Annotated in this window: 18 protein-coding genes, 2 tRNA genes and 1 other RNA gene; 3 read left to right on the top strand and 18 right to left on the bottom strand. The window is 65.9% G+C overall.

Annotated features, from left to right (window positions below; all coding sequences use genetic code 11):
- Positions 1-49: 49 nt before the first annotated feature.
- The 6 genes from HMPREF0307_RS02020 to ffs all read right to left on the bottom strand — a co-directional run bounded on the left by HMPREF0307_RS02020 (position 50) and on the right by ffs (position 6,049).
- Entirely contained in the window at positions 50-709 is a 660-nt protein-coding gene (locus HMPREF0307_RS02020) for a recombination mediator RecR (protein ID WP_066486032.1), read from the bottom strand.
- Positions 710-771: 62 nt separating this feature from the next.
- Positions 772-1,149: a YbaB/EbfC family nucleoid-associated protein gene (locus HMPREF0307_RS02015; protein WP_066486030.1), complete on the bottom strand. Its 378-nt coding sequence runs from the start codon at positions 1,147-1,149 to the stop codon at positions 772-774.
- 47 nt (positions 1,150-1,196) lie between these two features.
- The gene (locus tag HMPREF0307_RS02010; protein ID WP_066486028.1) at positions 1,197-4,022 is read right to left on the bottom strand and encodes a DNA polymerase III subunit gamma and tau; all 2,826 of its coding nucleotides are present in this window, start codon (positions 4,020-4,022) and stop codon (positions 1,197-1,199) included.
- Between the two features lie 76 nt (positions 4,023-4,098).
- The gene (locus HMPREF0307_RS02005; RefSeq protein ID WP_068801402.1) at positions 4,099-4,608 is read right to left on the bottom strand and encodes a suppressor of fused domain protein; all 510 of its coding nucleotides are present in this window, start codon (positions 4,606-4,608) and stop codon (positions 4,099-4,101) included.
- Positions 4,609-5,880, bottom strand: coding sequence for an aspartate aminotransferase type Ic (locus HMPREF0307_RS02000; RefSeq protein WP_066486026.1), 1,272 nt, complete (start codon positions 5,878-5,880; stop codon positions 4,609-4,611).
- Positions 5,881-5,954: 74 nt separating this feature from the next.
- An RNA gene (ffs, locus tag HMPREF0307_RS01995) (signal recognition particle sRNA small type) lies at positions 5,955-6,049 on the bottom strand.
- 152 nt (positions 6,050-6,201) lie between these two features.
- Here ffs and HMPREF0307_RS01990 point away from each other — a divergent pair.
- A tRNA-Ser gene (locus HMPREF0307_RS01990) sits at positions 6,202-6,290 on the top strand.
- A gap of 41 nt (positions 6,291-6,331) precedes the next feature.
- Here the strand turns inward: HMPREF0307_RS01990 and HMPREF0307_RS01985 are convergent.
- The 5 genes from HMPREF0307_RS01985 to gluQRS all read right to left on the bottom strand — a co-directional run bounded on the left by HMPREF0307_RS01985 (position 6,332) and on the right by gluQRS (position 10,397).
- Entirely contained in the window at positions 6,332-7,162 is an 831-nt protein-coding gene (locus HMPREF0307_RS01985) for a Cof-type HAD-IIB family hydrolase (RefSeq protein WP_066486023.1), read from the bottom strand.
- Between the two features lie 63 nt (positions 7,163-7,225).
- On the bottom strand, positions 7,226-7,453 hold the full coding sequence (locus HMPREF0307_RS01980; RefSeq protein ID WP_141681470.1) for a hypothetical protein: 228 nt from the start codon (positions 7,451-7,453) through the stop codon (positions 7,226-7,228).
- Between the two features lie 33 nt (positions 7,454-7,486).
- On the bottom strand, positions 7,487-7,858 hold the full coding sequence (locus HMPREF0307_RS01975; RefSeq protein ID WP_066486018.1) for a hypothetical protein: 372 nt from the start codon (positions 7,856-7,858) through the stop codon (positions 7,487-7,489).
- Positions 7,859-7,868: 10 nt separating this feature from the next.
- Entirely contained in the window at positions 7,869-9,431 is a 1,563-nt protein-coding gene (locus HMPREF0307_RS01970; protein ID WP_066486016.1) for a cation:proton antiporter, read from the bottom strand.
- A 75-nt stretch (positions 9,432-9,506) separates the two neighbouring features.
- Positions 9,507-10,397 carry a tRNA glutamyl-Q(34) synthetase GluQRS gene (gluQRS, locus tag HMPREF0307_RS01965; protein ID WP_066486013.1) on the bottom strand — a complete coding sequence of 297 codons (891 nt, stop codon included), beginning with the start codon at positions 10,395-10,397 and terminating at the stop codon, positions 9,507-9,509.
- A gap of 62 nt (positions 10,398-10,459) precedes the next feature.
- On the opposite strand from gluQRS, the gene HMPREF0307_RS01960 reads away from it, so the two are divergent.
- The gene (locus HMPREF0307_RS01960; RefSeq protein ID WP_066486096.1) at positions 10,460-11,170 is read left to right on the top strand and encodes a queuosine precursor transporter; all 711 of its coding nucleotides are present in this window, start codon (positions 10,460-10,462) and stop codon (positions 11,168-11,170) included.
- A gap of 42 nt (positions 11,171-11,212) precedes the next feature.
- Here HMPREF0307_RS01960 and tgt read toward each other — a convergent pair whose 3' ends face one another.
- From tgt to HMPREF0307_RS01930, 6 genes are all read right to left on the bottom strand, one after another.
- Positions 11,213-12,478, bottom strand: a complete 1,266-nt coding sequence (tgt, locus tag HMPREF0307_RS01955) for a tRNA guanosine(34) transglycosylase Tgt (protein ID WP_066486088.1) — start codon at positions 12,476-12,478, stop codon at positions 11,213-11,215.
- Positions 12,479-12,660: 182 nt separating this feature from the next.
- Positions 12,661-15,060: an MMPL family transporter gene (locus tag HMPREF0307_RS01950; RefSeq protein ID WP_066486007.1), complete on the bottom strand. Its 2,400-nt coding sequence runs from the start codon at positions 15,058-15,060 to the stop codon at positions 12,661-12,663.
- A gap of 88 nt (positions 15,061-15,148) precedes the next feature.
- Positions 15,149-15,236: transfer RNA gene (locus HMPREF0307_RS01945), tRNA-Ser, on the bottom strand.
- A gap of 83 nt (positions 15,237-15,319) precedes the next feature.
- The gene (locus HMPREF0307_RS01940; protein ID WP_066486004.1) at positions 15,320-15,529 is read right to left on the bottom strand and encodes a CsbD family protein; all 210 of its coding nucleotides are present in this window, start codon (positions 15,527-15,529) and stop codon (positions 15,320-15,322) included.
- Positions 15,530-15,564: 35 nt separating this feature from the next.
- Positions 15,565-16,026 carry a nucleoside deaminase gene (locus HMPREF0307_RS01935; RefSeq protein ID WP_066486076.1) on the bottom strand — a complete coding sequence of 154 codons (462 nt, stop codon included), beginning with the start codon at positions 16,024-16,026 and terminating at the stop codon, positions 15,565-15,567.
- Positions 16,027-16,099: 73 nt separating this feature from the next.
- Positions 16,100-16,588 (bottom strand): tRNA adenosine deaminase-associated protein, encoded by a 489-nt coding sequence (locus HMPREF0307_RS01930; protein WP_066486001.1) that lies wholly within the window; start codon positions 16,586-16,588, stop codon positions 16,100-16,102.
- A gap of 38 nt (positions 16,589-16,626) precedes the next feature.
- Here HMPREF0307_RS01930 and HMPREF0307_RS01925 point away from each other — a divergent pair, with 38 nt between their 5' ends.
- The gene (locus HMPREF0307_RS01925; RefSeq protein ID WP_066485998.1) at positions 16,627-17,643 is read left to right on the top strand and encodes a prephenate dehydrogenase; all 1,017 of its coding nucleotides are present in this window, start codon (positions 16,627-16,629) and stop codon (positions 17,641-17,643) included.
- A gap of 10 nt (positions 17,644-17,653) precedes the next feature.
- Here the strand turns inward: HMPREF0307_RS01925 and mgtE are convergent, their stop codons facing one another.
- Positions 17,654-19,024 carry a magnesium transporter gene (gene mgtE, locus HMPREF0307_RS01920; RefSeq protein WP_066485989.1) on the bottom strand — a complete coding sequence of 457 codons (1,371 nt, stop codon included), beginning with the start codon at positions 19,022-19,024 and terminating at the stop codon, positions 17,654-17,656.
- Between the last annotated feature and the right edge of the window lie 50 nt (positions 19,025-19,074).

The following is a 19,074-nucleotide window of genomic DNA, read 5'->3' as shown; positions in this document are numbered from 1 at the left end:
ACCCAGGAATCCGGTACTCTGTCGCGCGCACGCGGACAGGCCCCCAAAACTAACGCACAGCCAGACGCCCCGACAGCGCACGCGACAACGTCAACTCATCCACAAACTCCAAGTCCCCGCCCAACGGCATACCCGACGCTAGTCGCGTGATCTTCAAATCCGGGAAGTCCCGCAGCAACCGCACGAGGTAGGACGCCGTCGCCTCGCCCTCCGTATTGGGATCGGTGGCGAGGATGACCTCCTTGATGTCGGGGGCGGCATCGTAAAGCGGGTGCTCCGGCGTGGAATCCGCGAGCTCGCGGTCCTCGAGCACCCCGCCAATTCGCTGGAGCAGCTGCGCGATGTTCAAGTTCTTCGGCCCGATATTCGCCAGCGGGTCAAGCGCCCCGCCCAGCACGTGATAACGCCCGTTGTACTCACCCGTGCGCTCGATGACCTGGATGTCCTTGGGTTCCTCCACCACGCAAATCGTCGACGCGTCACGCTGCGAGTTGATACAAATCCGGCACAGGTCCTCGCGCGAGATATTGCAGCAAATACGGCAGAACGTCACACCGTCGCGCACCGCCCCCAGCGCGTCCTGCAAACGCGTGATGTCCTCCGGTTCCATGTGCAGCACGTGGAACGCGATACGCTGCGCCGACTTCGGCCCCACTCCCGGCAGACGCGAAAACTCATCGATGAGGTCCTGCAGCGGTCCTTCGAACACGCAAACTCCTTATATAAAACGCACAAAAGCCGCGGCAGAACCGCGGCTTTCAGGGGCCAAGTTTACTGCTGGCCGAAGACGTCACCGAAGTTCGGACCGTCATAGTTCTGCTGCGACTGGCCCATGCCCTGCGACAGCGGGCCAATCTTCTCCTGTGCCAGCCTACCGGCTGCCGCGTGTGCTTCCTTGTAAGCACCGATGATGAGGTCCTTGAGCGTGTCGACGTCCTCTGGGTCCACGATGGACTTGTCAATCTGCAGGTCGACGAGCTCCGCGCCGCCAGTCATGGTGATGGAGACGAGGCCGTTGCCGGCGGTACCGGTGACGTTGGTGGCCAGGATCTCCTCCTGCGCCTTCGCCAGCTCGGCCTGCACGCGGGACGCCTGGTTAATGAGTTCCTGCATGTCGAAGCCCTGCTGCTGCGGATCCGGGGTGGTCATCGTAGTGCCTTTCGTAGGGTGAATTTTACTTCGAACCAGTGTACCCGTCAGGCCCGCCGCGCGCCGAGCTCTTGCTCGAGCAACTCGACGGCGACTTCCATCGCGGTGCGGTGGTCATGCTGGCCCGCGGTACGGGCTTCTTCGGCCATCATGCGTTCTTCCTCGTCGCGGTCCACCGGCGCCCCAGGCGCTGCCTCGCTTGCCGATGCCCCCACGCCTCCAGTCGCCTGAGCCCTCGCCGCCGCCATGCGCGCCTGCGCCGCGCTCGCCGCGGACTCCGGCTGCGTTGCAGCCGGTCGTTGCAGCATGCGCTGCGGCTGCTGTGGGGCAGGCCGAGCAGGCTGCGTGTTCTGTGCAGGCTGGGAAGTCTGGGCCGGTTGAGCTGGCTGGGCCTGCTGCTGCGCAGGGGCGGCGTTCTGCGGCGCCGACTGCTGCAGCTGCTGCATGTCGGGACGCGGAGGCGCCTGGCCGGCCTCGGGGTCTGGCGGCAGGAACTCCGGCGGTGCGAAGTCTTCCTCCGGGCCCGGGTCCGGCGGCAGCGGCACGCCGTCGCTAAACGACGGCGTGTGCTTGTTCCACTCCTCGTAGGCCTGGCGCTTGGACTCCGCGGCCTGCGCGATGCGACTGCGCCAATCGGGCTTGTCGTCCTGCGGCTGTTGCTGCGACGCGGGCGCTGATGACGGCATTGGCTGCTGAGGATGTGCCTCGGCGGCCTCCTCACGGCGCAGGTGCGGCGTCGGGTCGGGACGCGGCGGCAGGTGATGGTGCGTCTCCTGCTGGGCAGGCTGTGCTTCCTCGCCGATCGGTCGCGGCGAGCCCCAGCCCTCACGGGCGGTCGGCTGCGGGGATGACTCAGCCGACTCCTGGGGCGCAGACTCCTGGGCCGGCTCAGCCGACTCAGCTTCCTCGCCGATGGGGCGTGGGGCGCCCCAGCCCGATGCCGACGTCGGCGCGGGGGTGGAGGGGGCATCGGAAGGCTGGGGCTCGTTAGGACTCTCTGCCTCCTTGTCGTCCGTCTCACGGGCGGGCTGATTGGGGTTCCACGCCTGGCGCGGCTGCGCGAGCGGCGGGAGGCCGGCGGCCTCGGGCGAGGTGCCGACGATGCACTCGACCTTCAGCGTCGTGCCCGTCTTCTCCGCGAGGACGGCGGCGATGTCTTTGTTCTTCGCCTCATCGTTGATGCGGTGCGCAAGCGCCCCGGTCGTGTGGCCAAGGATGAGCGTCTCATCGCGCAGGCCGAGGACACGCGCCTCGGTGAGCATGATCTCGGCGACCTTGTTGCGCTGGCCAATCGCGGCACGCAGCTCGGCCCACGAGGCGCGAATCTGCTCGAGAAGCTCGGGGCCCGGGGCGGTCTGCTGCTGCGGAGTCTCGGCCGCGGGCTGGGTCTGCTCGGGCTGCTCCGGCTGCGGCGCGGCAAGCTGAGCTGGCTGAGGCTGCTCCTGTCGCTGCTGCGTAGGCTGCTGGGATTGCTCTGGCTGCTGCTCCTGGCGCGGGGCGGGCTGTTGCGGCTGCGTGGGTTGCTGTTGTTCCTGTCGCTGCGCGGGCTGTTGTTGGGCAGGCTGTTGGGGCGCGGGCTGGGCCGGCGGAGTGGCGGCCGCGGCCGAGGCGGCGCGGCGAGCGGCGAGGAGCGCGGCACCGGCCTGGGCGCCGGTCTGCGCGCCGGCGGTGGCAGACGGCACGGAGGCCGCGGGGGCGCCGGGGCCAGCGGCCGAGGCGGCGGCGGATGCCGCGGGAACGCCAGCCGTGGCGCCGGAAGGGCCGGGGGCAGCGGCGGGGGCCGGGGCGGACAGCAAGCGCGCGCCCATGATTTCCAGGAGCAGGCGCGGGGAGCTGGCGCCACGGAGCTTGGGCAGCTCCTCGTTGAGCGCGGAGGCGAGGTGGGCCAGCTGCGCGTTGGAGAAGGCGGCGGCCTCGTTGGTCATGGCCTCGGCGCGATCCTCGGGCACGGCGACGAGACCGGCGGCGACGGCATCGGGCACGGCTTGGAGCACAAGCAAGTCGCGGAGGCGGTCGAGCAGGTCGGTAGCGAAGCGGCGGGGTTCCTCGCCGCTTTCGACGACGGCATCGATAAGCTGGAAGAACGCGGCCTTGTCACCGGCGGCGAGGGCGGCGACGGCGTCGTCGATGACCGAAATGTCCGTGATGCCGAGGAGCGGGCGCGCGAGATCGTAGGTGAGGCCATCGGGGCCAGCACCGGCGAGGAGCTGGTCGAGGATGGACAGGGTATCGCGCGGGGAACCGCCGCCCGCGGAGATGACCATGGGGTAGACGGAATCTTCGACCGTGACACCCTCAGCGGCGACAGTGCGCTGGAGCAGGCCCTTCATCGCGGACGGGGTGAGCAGGCGGAACGGGTAGTTGTGCGTGCGCGAACGGATGGTGGGCAGCATCTTCTCCAGCTCGGTGGTGGCGAAGATGAAGATGACGTGCTCCGGCGGCTCCTCGACGACCTTGAGCAGCGCGTTGAAGCCCGCATTCGAAATCATGTGGGCCTCGTCGATGATGAAGATGCGGTAGCGCGACTCGGCAGGCGCGAAGTAGGCGCGGTCGCGCAGATCGCGCATGTCGTCCACGCCGTTATGCGAAGCGGCGTCGAGCTCCGTGACGTCCAGATTGCCGGGGCCGCCGGGGGCGAGCGAGACGCAGGAATCGCACACGCCGCAGGGCGTCGAGGTGGGGCCTTGCTCGCAGTTGAGCGAGCGGGCCATGATGCGCGCGGAGGAGGTCTTGCCACAGCCGCGCGGGCCGGAAAACAGGTAGGCGTGATTAATACGCCCCGCGTCGAGCGCGGTGGACAAGGGCCGGGTGACCTGCTCTTGGCCTACCACCTCGGCGAAGGTTGCTGGACGATATTTCCGGTAAAGAGCCACGATTGCACAGTCTACCGTCTAGCGCGCGCGGGCAAAGCCGGGCGGCGACCAGAAAGGCGCCAGGAAAGACGCGGGGTTAAGACTCGAAACGCGACCAGTCGAGGAGGTCGATCTCAGACTCAGCGACGGCGTCCTGGAGCGCTGGCACGCCTTCCTCGACGGCATAGGCGTACTCGGAATCCGTGAGCGCCACGAGCTGAAGCATGAGCGTCCAGCGGCCATCCAGCTTGACCTGTGGCGTGGGCCCGCCCCAGAGCCAAGGAGCAACGAGGACGCCGTGGCGACCCGGGCCCAGCTTGGGCAGGAGGGTGCCCGGCTGGGCGGGGATGACGCGGGCGGCATCGAGAAGCTCAGTGGCTTCCGTGATAAGAGCGGCGAGGGAGGACAAGGGGGCGCGGGCGACGGTGAGAATCTCCGCGCGCACGTCCATGCCCTCCGCGGAAAGCCCCGTGGAGACCTCCGCGAAGCGGGTCGTGGCGACGAGGTTCTCGTCATTGTCCAGCGACGCGTAGGCCAAGTCATTCTCAAAGCGCAACTGCGCCGGAATGATATTAGCCAACCAGGCTTGGGTCTCCGCGGCGTTCATTTACGCCCCGAGCTTCTCCAGCGCCGCGAGCAGGACGCAGGTGGCCACGCCATCCATGGCCGTCTCGACCTCGGCCAGCGGCGGCAGGGACGGCGCCAAGCGGATGTTGCGGTCGTTGGGGTCCTCGCCGTGCGGGTACGCGGAGCCGGCCTTGGTGAGCACGATGCCGGCATCCTTGGCGAGCTCCCACACGCGCGTCGCCGTGCCGTCGATGACGTCCAGCGAGATGAAGTAGCCGCCCTTCGGCTCGGTCCAGCGCGCGACCTCGTACTCGCCGAGACGCTCGGAGAGGATGCGCAGGACCGCGTCGAACTTAGGCGCGAGGAGCGCTGCGTGACGGCGCATGACCGAACGCACGCCCTCAGCCGAGCCGAAGAACTCGTAGTGCGCGAGCTGGTTAATCTTGTTCGGGCCAATGCCGCGGATGCCCGCAAACGAGCGGTACCACTCGAGGTTCTCCAGCGAGGACGCGAAGAACGCGACGCCCGCGCCGGCGAAGGTGATCTTCGACGTCGAGGACATCACCCAGAAACGGTTCGGGTTGCCAGCCTCGCGCGCGTAGTCGAGGATGGGCAGAATCTGCGGGAAATCCTCGGTGAGCGTGTGGACCGCGTACGCGTTGTCCCACACGACGCGGAAGTCCGGGGCGGCGGTCTCCAGAGAAGCGAGCTCGCGAGCGATCTCTTCCGAGATGGTCACGCCCGTCGGATTGGAGAACATCGGCACCGTCCACATGCCCTTAACCTGTGGGTCCTGGACGAGCTCGCGGATAGCGCCCATGTCCGGGCCGTCCTCAAGCATAGGCACGGTGATGAGCTCGTAGCCGAACTTCTCGGTGATCGCGAAGTGGCGGTCGTAGCCCGGCACCGGGCAAATCCACTTAACCTTGTCCTCCTGGCCCCACGGGCGCTCGGAGTCGTTCGTGCCCCACGTGTGCGCGAACGAGATGAGGTCGAACATGATGTTGAGCGAGGAGCTATCCGCCGCGACGAGGTTCTCCGCCGGGATGCCCAGCAGCTTGCCCCACAGCTCGCGAACCTCGCGGATGCCGTCGAGGTTGCCGTAGTTGCGCAGGTCGTTGCCCGCCGCGTCGGTGTAGTTGTCCTCACCCGGCAGGGACAGCAGGTCATTAGCCAGGTCCGACTGTGCCTTGGAGGGCTTGCCGCGCGTGAGGTTGAGCTGCAGGCCCTTGGCCTTGAGCTCCGCGTAGTCCTTGCGGATGCGCTCAGCGAGTTCCTTGAGCTGATCAGCATCGAGTGATAGCAGCGACATGGTGGCCTTCCCTAACGTGATGAACAAATTGCTATGCCGCACACAGTGTAGCCGACTCCCCGCCCCGAAAAACGATTAACGGACCCCGCGCACCCGCCAGAGCCTCCTGACCCTTGCTGCATTCCTGCCCTGGGGGAGTTCAGAGGATAAACGCCACGCGGAATCCTGCTGCCTACTTTAACCGCTGCCCCGCGTCCGTTCCAAACTAGGTTGCCCCAACCTTCCGATGCCCCCTCCACCCCACCGCAGCCTCCCCTCCCCAAAGCTTCGCCTGAGCTGGCGATTTTGCGTGATTGCTACGGCCTGATAATGTTTCTCAGCGGAGGATTCGACTAGCGGCCTATGTCACACGCCTGGAACGCGTGCGGGAGTCACATCCCTCAGGGGTTCAAATCCCCTATCCTCCGCCAAAGGAAATCCCGGCTCTTTTAGAGTCGGGATTTTTTGGATCTTAAACCAGCCCGAGCTTCTCGAAGGCGTGAGCCAAGCCATCCTCGTCGACGTCGTCGGTGACCATCGTGGCGGCAGCCTGGACGTCTGCTGGGGCGTTGCCCATGGCGACGGAGGTGCCGCACGCGGCGAACATGGTGAGGTCGATGGCGGCGTCGCCGAAGGCGGCGGCATCGGAAGGCTGAGCATGCAGATGGTCCAGCACGGCGGCGACGGCAGATTGCTTGCTCACGCCCGCCGGCGCGAGGTCGCCAAAAAGAGCGGTGGCGCCGGCGCCGCCCCACGTGTGATTCTCCAGCTCAGGGAAGCGCTGCGCGGTCTCCTCGAAGTCCGCGTAGCTGCCCAGGATGTAGCTGATCTTATTGACGTCGTCGCGCGCCTGAAGACGCGCGAGCTGCTCGCCGAAGACCATGCCGTGGAAGGCAACGGTGACGGGCACCGGCTCACGCCCTTTGGCTGCCTGATACGCGGCCATGGGCCCCTGTGCGGCCTCCTCGAAGCCCGGGCTGGCAAAGAGCCCCGCGTTGCACTCGAGGTAGAACTCGCAGCCACGCGCGGTGAGCCAATCCACAATTTCTGCGGTCTGCTGCGCGCTGAGTGAATGCCGGTAGATTTCCGTCCCGTTGAGCTCCACGTAGCCACCATTCGCGCCCACGAGGCCGTCCACGCCCAAGTCCCACAGGAACTGCGGAATCTCCGCGCGTGAGCGACCCGTGTTGAGCAGCACGGCGTGCCCATTCGCACGGGCGGCACGCACGGCCGCCGCGGCCGACGGGGGAATTTCGTTGGAGTAGTTGACCAAGGTTCCATCGACGTCGAGGAAGATAATCATGGTTCCGAGGCTACGGAAAACGCGGAAAGTCCGGTCCTGTTTCAGGAAGGAAACAGGACCGGGCTATCCCAACCGACCCAACGGCGTCACCGCACTATCCCCGCCATTATCAGCCGGGCCGACAATGATGCCCACAATCCGCCCGTCGTCGCCGTACACGGGTGCGCCCTCAGCCCAGACACGCGTGGTGTTGGGATTGGAGCGGTGGAGGGTGACGTCGAAGGTACAGTCGGGCTCGACGTACGTGCCGGTGCTCATGCTTGCGCCCATGGTGCGCTTTTCAACATCCATGATCTGCGTGTCGGATAAGCGCCAGCCCGGCGGCTAGGCGATCACGGGGAGCTCAGAACCGTCTTCCTTGAACCACGCGATGTGCGGCGGCGAATCCATCGCCCATTCTTTCAGCCTCATGCCCAGCGCCCAGCGGGCATCCTCAATCTGATAGTCCTCGTCCGCGGCGCCGTCGAGGAGGAACTGCCAGAAGCTATTGGGGCCGGTGTCCTTAAGCCACAGCCACACGTAGTCTTCCAGCGAGTGCGCGGCAAGCAGGTCTTCCATGCCCTCGGGCACGAGCGCGCGGTCCGCGCGCACGCGATCGGCGAGGTCCGCGTCAAAGAAGTCGTAAAGGTAGTCCATCGCGGCGTCGGCCCCGGCGTACTCGAAGGCGGCAGCGGCGGCATCGGAAGGCGCATCCATGAAAGCCAGCCTAGCGGTGCTCCGCCACGAGAACCATACGGTCGACCTCGACCAAGACCTCGTCCACGATGTGTGGGTTGAGGCCGCGCTCGCCGCGCATACGCACGAGGGCCTGTTGGGCAGCGGTGTAGGCGACGCGTTGGGCCTCGGTGGCCTTCTCGCGGGCCTTCTCGATCTTCCAGGCTCGGGTGTCGGGGTTCTGCTCGTCGTCGAGCTCATCGCCCAGGCGGTCGGTGAACCAGTCGTCGATGGTGGCGGCGATCTCGGGGTCGGCGTCCGCGTAGTGGCGGCGCAAGGCGGAGAGGGCGGCCTTGCGGGCGCGCTCGGTAATCGCGGTGCGCATCTTGTCGTGTGCGGCCTCGGCCGTGGTCGTGAGATCCAGCTGGCGCATGAGCCACGGCAGGAGCAGGCCGGGAATCACCATGGTCACGAGGAGGACGGTGAGCGCGATGACGGCGAGCTCGTGGTGGAACGGGAATGCGCCGGAGGGCACGGAGAGGACCAGCGCCAGGGTGACGAGTCCGCGCATGCCGGACCACGTCATGAGCAGGACCTCCTGGAGGCGCAGGGGTGCCAGGTGCGGGCGGCCCGAGCGGCGATTAATGAGGTAAAACAGGTACATCCACACCCCGCGCACGGCAAACGCCACGAGGGAGAGGATGACGCCCACGAGGATGGAATGGAGGATATCCGCACCCACCGCGCTGATGGCGTTATTGGCTGACAGGCCGATGAGGCCGAAGGCGACGCCGGTAAAGAGCATCTCCACCGTCTCCCAGAAGCCCTGGCCGGAGAGGCGGTCCTCCGCATGAATCGGCGCGCGCGAGTGCAGCTCGATGGCCGCGATGACCACGGCGATGACGCCGGAGGCGCCGAGTTCCTCCGCTGCGATATAGGTCGCGAAAGGAATAACCCAGGTCAGTGCGTTGCGGGTTGTCGAGTCGTGGACGCCGCGAATAAACCAGGCTGCAAGCCTGCCGATGCCCCATCCCAGCGCCGTCGCCACCACCGCCGAGTAGGCAAAGTTCCCCAGGCCCTCTGCGAAAGAAAGCTCGCCCTGCGCCGTGACCGCGGCGAGCGCGAGGTGGAAGGCGACGATGGACGCGGCGTCGTTGAACAGGCCCTCGGTCTGCAGGGCGGAGATAATACGACGCGGGATGCCGACGGGCTCGGCGACGGCGTCGACGGCCACGGGGTCAGGCGGGGCGATGGCCGCGCCGATGAGGATGGCGCCGGCGATGCCAATTCCCGGCAGCAGCGCGTATGCGGTAAAGCCCACCGTGAAGGTGGTGACGACCACAAGCGCGACGGACAGCAACGCGATGGTCATCCACTGCTCGCGGATGACACCCCAGGACGTGCGGCGCGCGAGCGACCACAGCAGCGGCGGCAGGAAGATGGGCAGGATGAGCTCGGCGGGGATCTCCAGATCGGTGGGTATGCTCGGCACAAGCGCGGCGACGGTCGCGAGGATGGTGAGCAGCACCGGCCAGGGCAGTCCGATCTTGTCGCCGACAGCGGCGACAACCACCGTCAGCAGCATCAAGGCGACCAAGATCAACAGGACTTCCACGCGACACTCCCCAGTTTTCAAGTTCAAGAAACAACTCAAACCAGTGTAGGCCGCCCTACTGTCATGCGGTCGAGATTATCCTTCGAAAACGCTGGGTTCCGTGCCCAACCGCCCGAGTTCGAAGACCTCGAGGAACTCATCTGCGGAGCGCACGCCCTCGTAGCCCAGGCCTGCGGCCATCGCTTCCACGACGTCGCCCACGCTGCGGGTCTCGAGCAGCTCGCGCAGCGTCACTGCCCCGTCGCGCTTAGCCAGGCGCTTGCCCTCCGCGTTGAGCACGAGCGGCACGTGGATGTACTCGGGCACGTGTAATCCCAGGAGCGTCGCGAGGTACGCCTGCCGCGGCGCCGAAGTAAGTAGGTCGTCGCCGCGCACAACCTGGTCCACGCCCTGGAATCCGTCATCGACAACGACGGCCAGGTTGTACGCCCAGTCCGGCGCCTGGCCCCCGCGCCGCAGGATGAAGTCATCCACCTCGCCGGTGTAGTCGCCGTGCAGCGCGTCGTGCACGGTGAACTCGGAGACCTCCGCGCGCAGGCGCAACGCCGGGACCCGGCCTTGGGCGGCGAGCTCGGCGCGCTTGGAGGCACGGGCGGCACGCGAAAGCTCACGGCATGTCCCCGGGTACTGGCCCGGGATGGCATGCGGCGCGCGGGAGGCCTCCTGGATATCCTTGCGCGAACAGTAGCACTCGTAGTACGGCAGCGTCTCGAGCGCCGCCTCGTAGGCCGCGTCCCGATCGTGCTGGTAGAGCACCTCATCCCAGTCCAAGCCCAGCGTCGCGAGATCCTCGAGCTGGCGCTGCGCGGACTCCGCCGAAGAGCGCTGCGTGTCCACGTCCTCGACGCGCAGCACGAAGCGCCGCCCCGAGCCCCGCGCCGCGAGCCACGCGATGAGCGCGGTGCGCAGGTTGCCAAAGTGCAGGTCGCCGCTGGGGCTAGGGGCATAACGTCCGGCTGGTGTCATAGCTGCCCAGTCTATCGCGCGCGTTTCGCGCAGACCGCGCGCATGCGGCATAGTTGATGCTCATGACAACTCAATCGGCAACCGCAACCACGGATTCACGTGGCGAGAGCATCCGATTCATCCCGGTACAGTCCACGCTGTATCCGTGGCTGGTCACGCTCTTCGTCGTCACATTCCTCATCTCGAATATCAACGCCACGAAGGGCGTACAGCTCGGCCCGCTCATCACGGACGGCGCGTTCTTCCTCTTCCCGCTCGCCTACATCGTGGGCGACGTGCTCTCCGAGTGCTACGGCTTCAAGTCCACCCGGCGCGCCGTGGCCATCGGCTTCGCGATGGCGATCCTCGCAGCCATCGCCTTCTACATCGCGATCTGGCTGCCGGCCGCAGATTTCTATGAGGGCCAGGAGGCCTTCGCCGCCACGCTCGGACTCATGCCGCAGATCCTCGGCGCCTCGCTTGCCGGCTACGTCGTGGGCCAGCTGCTCAACTCGTTCACGCTCGTGCGCATGAAGGCCCGCTCCGGCGAGAAGGGCCTCATTAGCCGCCTTATCGCGTCCACCGTCGTGGGCGAGCTGGGCGACACGGTCATCTTCTGCGCCATCGCCGCGCCCGTCATCGGCGTCGCTACCGTTGGCGGGTTCCTCAACTACGTCATCGTGGGCTTCCTGTGGAAGACCGCCTGCGAGGTGGTCATGCTGCCCATCACGACGCAGGTCATCAAGTGGGTGAAGAAGCGCGAGGATTACGTGCCGCTTGACCGTGCCGCCTAATCTCCCGCGTCCCTTGCTCCTGGCTTCCCGCCAGGGGCTTTACTACTTTTTCGCGTAGTAACGGCCCATGAACTCGTCGCGGAAGGCCTCGTAGTAGCCGCCGTCGATGGAGGCCCGGATATTGTCGACGAGGCGAATCATGAACTCCAGGTTGTGCATGGTGCACAGCGTGCCCGCGAGGAACTCGTGAGCCTTAAGCAAGTGGTGGATGTATGCGCGCGAGTAGTTCTCCGAGACGTAGCCGCCGAACTCCTCGTCGATTCCCTTAAAGTCGCGCTTAAACTTGGCGCCCATGAGGTTGAGGCGGCCGTCGAGCGTGTACACGCCGCCGCGGCGGCCCAAGCGCGTGGGCGCAACACAGTCGAAGGTATCGGCGCCGGCCTCGATGGCGGTGAAAAGATCGTCCGGCTCAGAGATGCCGAGCAGGTGGCGCGGCTTGTCCTCCGGCAGCTCGTCGCAGACCCAGCCCACGATGGTGCCCAGGTTTTCCTTCTCCAACGCTCCGCCGATGCCGAACCCGCCGAATCCGCGCATGCCGGCGGCGACGGCGGCATCGGAAAGCTGCACGAGGCCACGGGTGGCCTGGCGGCGAAGGTCCTCGTACTGCGCGCCCTGGACCACGCCCCACAGGGACTGGCGGGGCTTTCCGGCGCGCGCGTTGGTGAGTCGGTCATGCTCGTCGAGGCAGCGTTTGGCCCAGCGGTGCGTGCGCGCGACGGATTCCTCCTGGTACTGACGAGTGTCGACGAGCGTGGTGAGCTCATCAAAGGCAAACATGATGTCCGCGCCCAGGGAGTGCTGAATCTGCATGGAGACCTCCGGCGTGAAGCGGTGCTTCGAGCCGTCAATGATGGACTTGAAGTCCACGCCGTCCTCGTCGACCTGCGCCATGCGCTCCTTCTTCGCCGCGCGGATATCGCCCTCAGTAAGGTTCGCGACGTCCATGGCGAGGACCTTCTTAAAGCCGACGCCCAGCGACATGACCTGGAATCCGCCCGAGTCCGTGTACGTGGGGCCGTGCCAGTTCTCGAACTCCGCGACGCCACCTGCCTCGTCCACGATGTCGTGGCCCGGCTGCAGGTAGAGGTGATACGCGTTGGAGAGGATGGCCTGCGCGCCCGTCTGACGGATCTGCTCCGGGGTCAGCGTCTTGACCGTCGCTTTCGTCGCCACCGGGATAAACGCCGGGGTCTGGATATCGCCGTGCGGGGTATGAATCACGCCGGTGCGGCCGTGCTTGCCGGTGCCTTCGGGCAGGCGCGTGTGCACGTCGAAGCTTAAGTCGGTATCCAGAAGTGGTTTTGTCATGAGAACCAGCGTACCGGTCGCCCGCGCGAGGAGCTGCCCGCGGTACAACAACACTGGGCTCCAGGGCTTCTTAGCAAACAAAAGACCCCCTCGCGGCCTTTCCGCTGAACGGAAGACCTCAATGCGAGGAGGAATACAAGGTCCATACTAAGACAGGTTTCCCTTGAATGCACCACCTCGCACTAGTGGCTCGTGTCTACAGGCTCTGCGGCGTGGCGGGCTTCCCACTCTTCCTCGAGCTTGGTGCCCTCGATGTCGAGGGTGGGCAGGATCTTGTCGAGCCAGCGCGGGATCCACCACGTGGCGCGGCCGGTGAGGAACATCGTTGCGGGCACGAGCGCCATGCGAATGCAGAACGCGTCGAAGAGGACGCCGGCGGCGAGCGCGAAGCCGAAGATTTTGATGAACGGCAGCGGCTGGCCAATGAACGCCACGAAGACGGCGATCATGATGATGGCAGCGGCGGTGACGACGCGGGCGCCCTGGGCGAAGCCCACGATGGTCGATTCCTCAACGGCGTTGTATTTCCCGTGGAAGGCCTGCGAGCCGCGGGGATTGCGGATGAAGTGCTCGCGCATGCGGGTGACGATGAAGACCTGATAGTCCATCGCCAAGCCGAAGGTCACGCCGATGAGGAAGATCGGCATAAACGAGATGAGCGGGCCCGGCGCAGGGACGAGGCCGGTGAGCCCGTCCTGCCAGACGAGGACCGTGACGCCGAAGGCCGCGCCGACGGAGAGCAGGAAGCCCAGGCCGGCGACGAGCGGAACGAGTAGCGAACGGAAGACCACGAGCAGCAGGAGAATGGCGAGGCCGACGACGATGGTCAGGTACGGCAGCATGGCGGCTTGGAGGCGCTCGGTGATGTCGAGCTGGACGGCGGTAAGGCCGGTCATGCCGATGTCGGCGCCAGTGGAGTCCGCGATTTCCTCGGTGGCGGTGCGCAGGGCCTGGGCCGTGCCTTCGGTACGCGCGTCAGACGGCGAGGTCTCGGGCGTGACCATGACCTGCGCGGCGGTGCCTTCGCCGTTGAGGCCCACGAGCTGCGCGTGCTTCACGCCGCCCACCTGGTTGAGCTGCGAGGCGGTGTAGAGGAAGGAGCTCAGCGTCGCCTTGTCCTGATCCGTGCCTTCGGCCTGCGCCGCCATGTACGGGGCGAGCGCCGCGGAATCCGGGTTGGCGTCCTGACCGTTAACGATGACGAGGAAGGGGCCGTTGATGCCGGGGCCGAAGCCTTCGGCCATAAGGTCGGCCGCCTTGCGCTGCGTCGTGTCTGGGTCCGAGGTCGTGTCGGTGGGCAGCGCGAGCTGCATGTGGAGCACCGGCGTGGTGAGCGCGCCGAGGCCGAGGACCACGACGGCCATGACGAGGCCCGGCATGCGCTGGACGAAGCGCACCCAACGGCTGCCCATGGTCTCGCCGTGGCGGACCCTGCCGCGACGCGTGGGGTTACCGGCGATGCCCGGGATGCGACCGGCGAAGGCCTTCTTCCCGAACAGGCCGAGTAGCGCCGGGACAAGCGTGAGCGAGACGAGCACCGCGACGGCCACGGTGCCCGCAGCCGACAGGCCCATGGCGGTGAGGAAGCCGATGTTGGCAACGAGCAGCGCGAAGAGCGCAGTGAACACTGTGGCGCCAGCGAAGACCACGGAGGAGCCGGCAGTGCCGACGGCCATACCGGCGGCATCGGCAGGCTCCATGCGGGCGCGCTCCTGCCGGTAGCGGGAGATAATAAACAGCGAGTAGTCCACGCCCACGGCCAGGCCGATCATGAGGGCGAGGACCGGGGTAATGGAGTTGAGGGTGACCCAGTGGGTGGCAATCATGACACCCATAGCGCCCAGGCCCACGCCCACGACGGCGGTGATGAGCGGCATGCCCGCAGCGACGAGCGAGCCGAAGGTGAAGACCAGAACGATGAACGCGACGGCGAGACCGATGATCTCGGACATTTCTTCGACGGCGATGGCGTCGCCGAAGCCAGCGCCGCCGCCCTCGACGGTGAGCCCCTGCTCGCGGCCGAGTTCCATCGCAGCGGTAACGACGTCCTTATCCTCCTGCTTCACGGAGTTCGCGGAGTCCGCGTCGAAGTCGAAGGTCGTGTACGCGATGGTCTCGTCCTCGTTGACCATCGCGAGGTTATCCGCGTCCGCGCGCGCGGTCTCCTCGGGCAGGCCCATGGACGTGAACTGGTCAATAACGCTCTGCTGAAGTTGTGGCGAGACCTCAAGCGGGTTGCCGAAGCGCTGGCCCTCGACGCCGAGGTTGTCCTTGATGTAGTCGACGACGTCTTGGATCGCAGCCATATTTTCCGGATCCGAAAGCTTCTCGCCCTCGGGCGCCTGGAACACAAGGTTGACGCTCGGCGCGTTGGCGAGGTTGCCCGCTTCGGGGAAGAGTTCAGACGCGCGGTGGGTGGCGTCGATGGCCGGGGTATTCGAAATGGAATACTCGCTCGTCATCGGCTTCATGAGTGTGGCCATCGCGCCGGCCGCAGCAGCGACCAGGATGAGCCACGCGATAATGACCTTCCACTTGTTCAGGAAAGACCAGCGTCCCACGCGGTACAGGAACTTAGCCATGTCGTCCTCTCTCGGTTGAAAACTCACCCAAGTGTAGCCGACACAAAAGATAAAGCCCCAACCTGCATAAACAGGTTGGGGCTCAGTGCGGTGGCGGCGGGATTTGAACCCGCGGTTGGGGATTACCCAACACTCGCTTTCGAGGCGAGCACCTTCGGCCGCTCGGACACGCCACCGCGAAACAGCTTAAAGCAGACCTAGGGCCCGAACAAAATCACTAGCCCCGCGGGCGCGTCCGTCACTGCGGTGTGGTTGCGGTTTAGTCTTCCGTAGCGTCCTTCACAGCGGCGATGGAGTCATCGACCTTTTCCTTTACGGCGTCCTTGGCGTCCTCAAACTTCTGCTTGACGCCTGCCTTGGCCTGGTCCGCCTTACCCTCGTTCTCGAGGGATTCATTATCCGTGGCCTGACCAAACTTCTCCTTGGCAGAACCGAGTACTTCGTCTTTCTTGTTCTCAAAATCGCTCATATCCCCACCCTAACGGCGTGACACAGCTGTGTGGGTTACAACGACGTAACGATTGAGCGCAGGTCGCCGAAGAAGCCGCGCAGCAGCTCGGCGCATTCGTCCTCGAGGACGCCGCCGCGGACCTGTGGGACGTGTAGGGCACCCGGGGCGCGAGGAACCTCGAGGAGGGAGCCGCAGGCGCCGGTGCGTGGTTCCCACGCGCCGAAGACAATGGAGCCGACGCGCGCACCGACGAGGGCGCCAGCGCACATGGCGCAGGGCTCGAGGGTGACGACGAGCTCGCAATCGGTGAGCCGCCATCCATCATTGCTTTTCGCCGCAGCGCCAGCCGTGGCAGCGCGGATGGCTTCGACCTCCGCGTGGGCGGTGGGGTCCTGGCGCTGCTCGCGGCGGTTAACGCCGGTGGCAAGCTCGCGGCCGTCGGGGCCGTAGATAACCGCGCCGACGGGCACGTCACCGGCGGGAGTAGTGCGCGCGACCGCGAGGGCACGGCGCATGCGTTCCTCGGCGCGGGCGAGACCGGATTCGCGGGGCAGGACGCGCTCGGGCTGGTCGGGCGCGGCGGGGGTGCTAGAGATCGAGGGCATCTTCCAGCTCGTCGCCGAAGCCCAGCTCGCCCGCGATGCGCAGCAGCATGTCCGAGGGATAGTCCTCGTCATTGTCGATGATGGCCTCGATTTGATACTCGTCCATGCCGAGGTCGGCCAGGATGTCGAAGTCGCCGTCGCCGAAGGGGTCCGCGTCATCGAGGTCTTCCGGGGCAATATCGGGGATCTCAAGGTCGCGCAACTCCAGGAAACCTGCCGCGAAATCATCATCGACGGCCATGGTGGCATCGGAAAGCAACATGCGCACATCGCCCGGAACCGGGCGGACGATGACGAAGTAGTCATCGTCGACGCACAGCAGCGCAAACGCTGCGCCCTCGCTGCGCAGCGCACGCACTGCGGCGATGGACGTCTGGGGGTCTTCAAAATCATCCGCGAAGGAACGGACAACCCAGGCACCCTCGCTGCGCGCGACCGTCACGGCGAAGGAGAGCAATTCATCCTGACTCATACCTCGTCAGGTTAGTCGGGTTGTGCCATGATTGTCATGTGAATCCTTATACCGTCTCCCGCCCTGTCTGCATTATTGGCCTCGGCCTCATCGGCGGCTCGCTGCTGCGCGATCTGACCGCACGCGAACATGCCGTATTCGGCTATAACCACTCCACCTCCGGCGCCCGCCGCGCCGCTAAGCAGGGCTTTGACGTCACCAATGACCTGCCCGGCGTTCTCGCCCGCGCAGAGAAAAAAGGCGCACTCATCGTCCTCGCCGTGCCTTTCGAGGCCGTCGCCTCCGTCCTCGACGCCATCGTGGAGCACGCCCCTACGTGCGGCATCACGGACGTCGTGTCCGTGAAGACCCAGGTCTACGATCTGGTCAAGGAACGCGGCCTCGAGTCCCGTTACGTGGGCGGCCACCCCATGGCCGGCACCTCCCAGTCCGGCTGGGATAACTCGCAGCGCGGTCTCTTCGCCGGTGCGGCGTGGGCCGTGACCTATGACTACGCCCTGGAGGTGGAGAAGCTGCCTCAGTCCTGGATCGACCTCTTCGCCGACGTCGTGCGCCTCGCCGCCATGGCCAAGGCCGAGGCCATGCCGGTGCGGGTCGCCCCGCATGACGAAGCCGTCGCGCGCGTGAGCCACTTGCCGCACGTCATCGCCGAGTCCCTCGCCGTCGTCGGCGACCACGGCGGAATCCTCTCCCAGTCGCTGGCTGCCGGCTCCTTCAAGGACGCCACCCGCGTGGCGGGCACCCGACCGGAGCTCGTGCAGCAGATGTGTGAGACCAACTCCGCGGCCGTGGTCAAGGCGCTCGACGAGTTCCTGAACTACGTCACCGCCGCGCGCGACGCGCTGGCCTCGGACAACCCCACCATCGCGGACCTCGCGGAGGCTGGCTATGCCGCCCGCACCCGCCTCGAAGCGCGCACCGGCGCCCGCAAGGAGTCCGTCTCCCCCGTGAAGATTTCTTCCCGCCCCGTCCTGCGCCTGTCCCCCGGCTCCCACGGCTGGGTCTCCCAGCTGCGTCAGGCCGAGTCCATGGGTGGACGTATCGAGGTCTTCTAGCTCCCTGGCGTTAGATTCCCAACACGGACTTGGCAATGAGGAAGTAAATAATAAGGCCGGTCGCGTCGCAGAAAGTCGAGATAAACGGGTTGGAGAAGACTGCTGGGTCCGCTCCCACCTTCTTCGCGACCAGCGGCATGAGTCCGCCCACGGAGGCAGACATCGTGCACACCAAGAACAGCGTGGTTCCGATGACCGTGCCGATCTTCACGTCATAGACCAGGGTCGCAAGGATAAAGCCCACAGTGCCCAGCACGGCGCCAAGCACCATGCCAATACGCAACTCGCGCCACAACACGCCCCACAAGTCACGGTCGCGCACATCGCCCATCGCGAGAGCTCGCGTCACCGTGGTGGCAGCCTGATTGCCCGTATTGCCGCCGGTGCCGGTGAGCAGCGGAATAAACAAGGACAGCACCACCGCGGCTGCAAGTGCTTCCTCAAACATGGCCAGCACCTGCACGGTGAGCAGCGCGGAGACCGCCAACACCAGCAGCCAGACAATGCGCGACTTCACCAGCTTCATGAGCGGCGTAGACAGATACGGTTGATGCAGTGGATTCGTACCACCCGCACGCGCGGTGTCCTCGTTATCTGCTTCTTCCTGGATATCCATAGCGTCATCCCAGGCGAGCAGTCCCACCAGGCGCCCCGAGGCATCCACGATGGGCAGCGCCAGGAAGTCCAGCGGCAGGAACCAACGCGCGACCTCCTCCGCATCATCCGTGGCCGTCGCAAACACTGCCTCCCGCATGAGCTCACCTAGCGGGGTTGTATCCGGCGCCTGGAATACTTCACGGAAACTCACCACGCCCACCAGCCGGCGGTCCGCCTCCACGATGGGCAGCGTGTAGATCGTCTCCAAGTCCTGCGCGGTCTCTTTAAGTTGCGCCAGCGCTGCAGCCGCAGTCATCTCCGGATGCAGCGTGGGCACCTCCGGCGACATGCGGCGGCCCACTGAGCCCTTCTCATAGCCCAACACCACGCCCGTAATGTCACGGTCCGGTTTATTAAGCGAGCGCAACAGGCGGTCCGCAATTTCCACGGGCAGCTCATCGAGCAGCGCCACGCGGTCCTCGGGCTCAAGTGCATCGAAGTACTCGAAGACCTCGGCGTTGCCCAACTCATCGATAACGTCCGCCTGCTGGGCGAAGTCCATGGCGTCGAATACCTCGATGGCTTTGCGCCGCGGCAGCAGGCGCAGTACCAGCGCCGCGCGCACCGCATTGCAACGCTCCACAATGGCGATGACATCCCGAATGGGCAGACCCGTGGCCAAGGTCTTGAGCTCCTGTGCCTGACCGGGGTCGAGTTCATCCTCGCTGCGCAGCATAACCTCGAGCTTGTCTACGTTGTCGAGAACCTGCTGTTCGTTATTCATGCGCACCACCGTTTATCACCGCGAACTAATCGCCTTCACCTTACCCCGCG

Origin of the sequence: Corynebacterium sp. DNF00584 (assembly GCF_001552965.1) — a bacterium.
GTDB lineage: Bacteria > Actinomycetota > Actinomycetes > Mycobacteriales > Mycobacteriaceae > Corynebacterium > Corynebacterium phoceense.
This window is presented reverse-complemented; position numbering and strand designations above follow the sequence as displayed.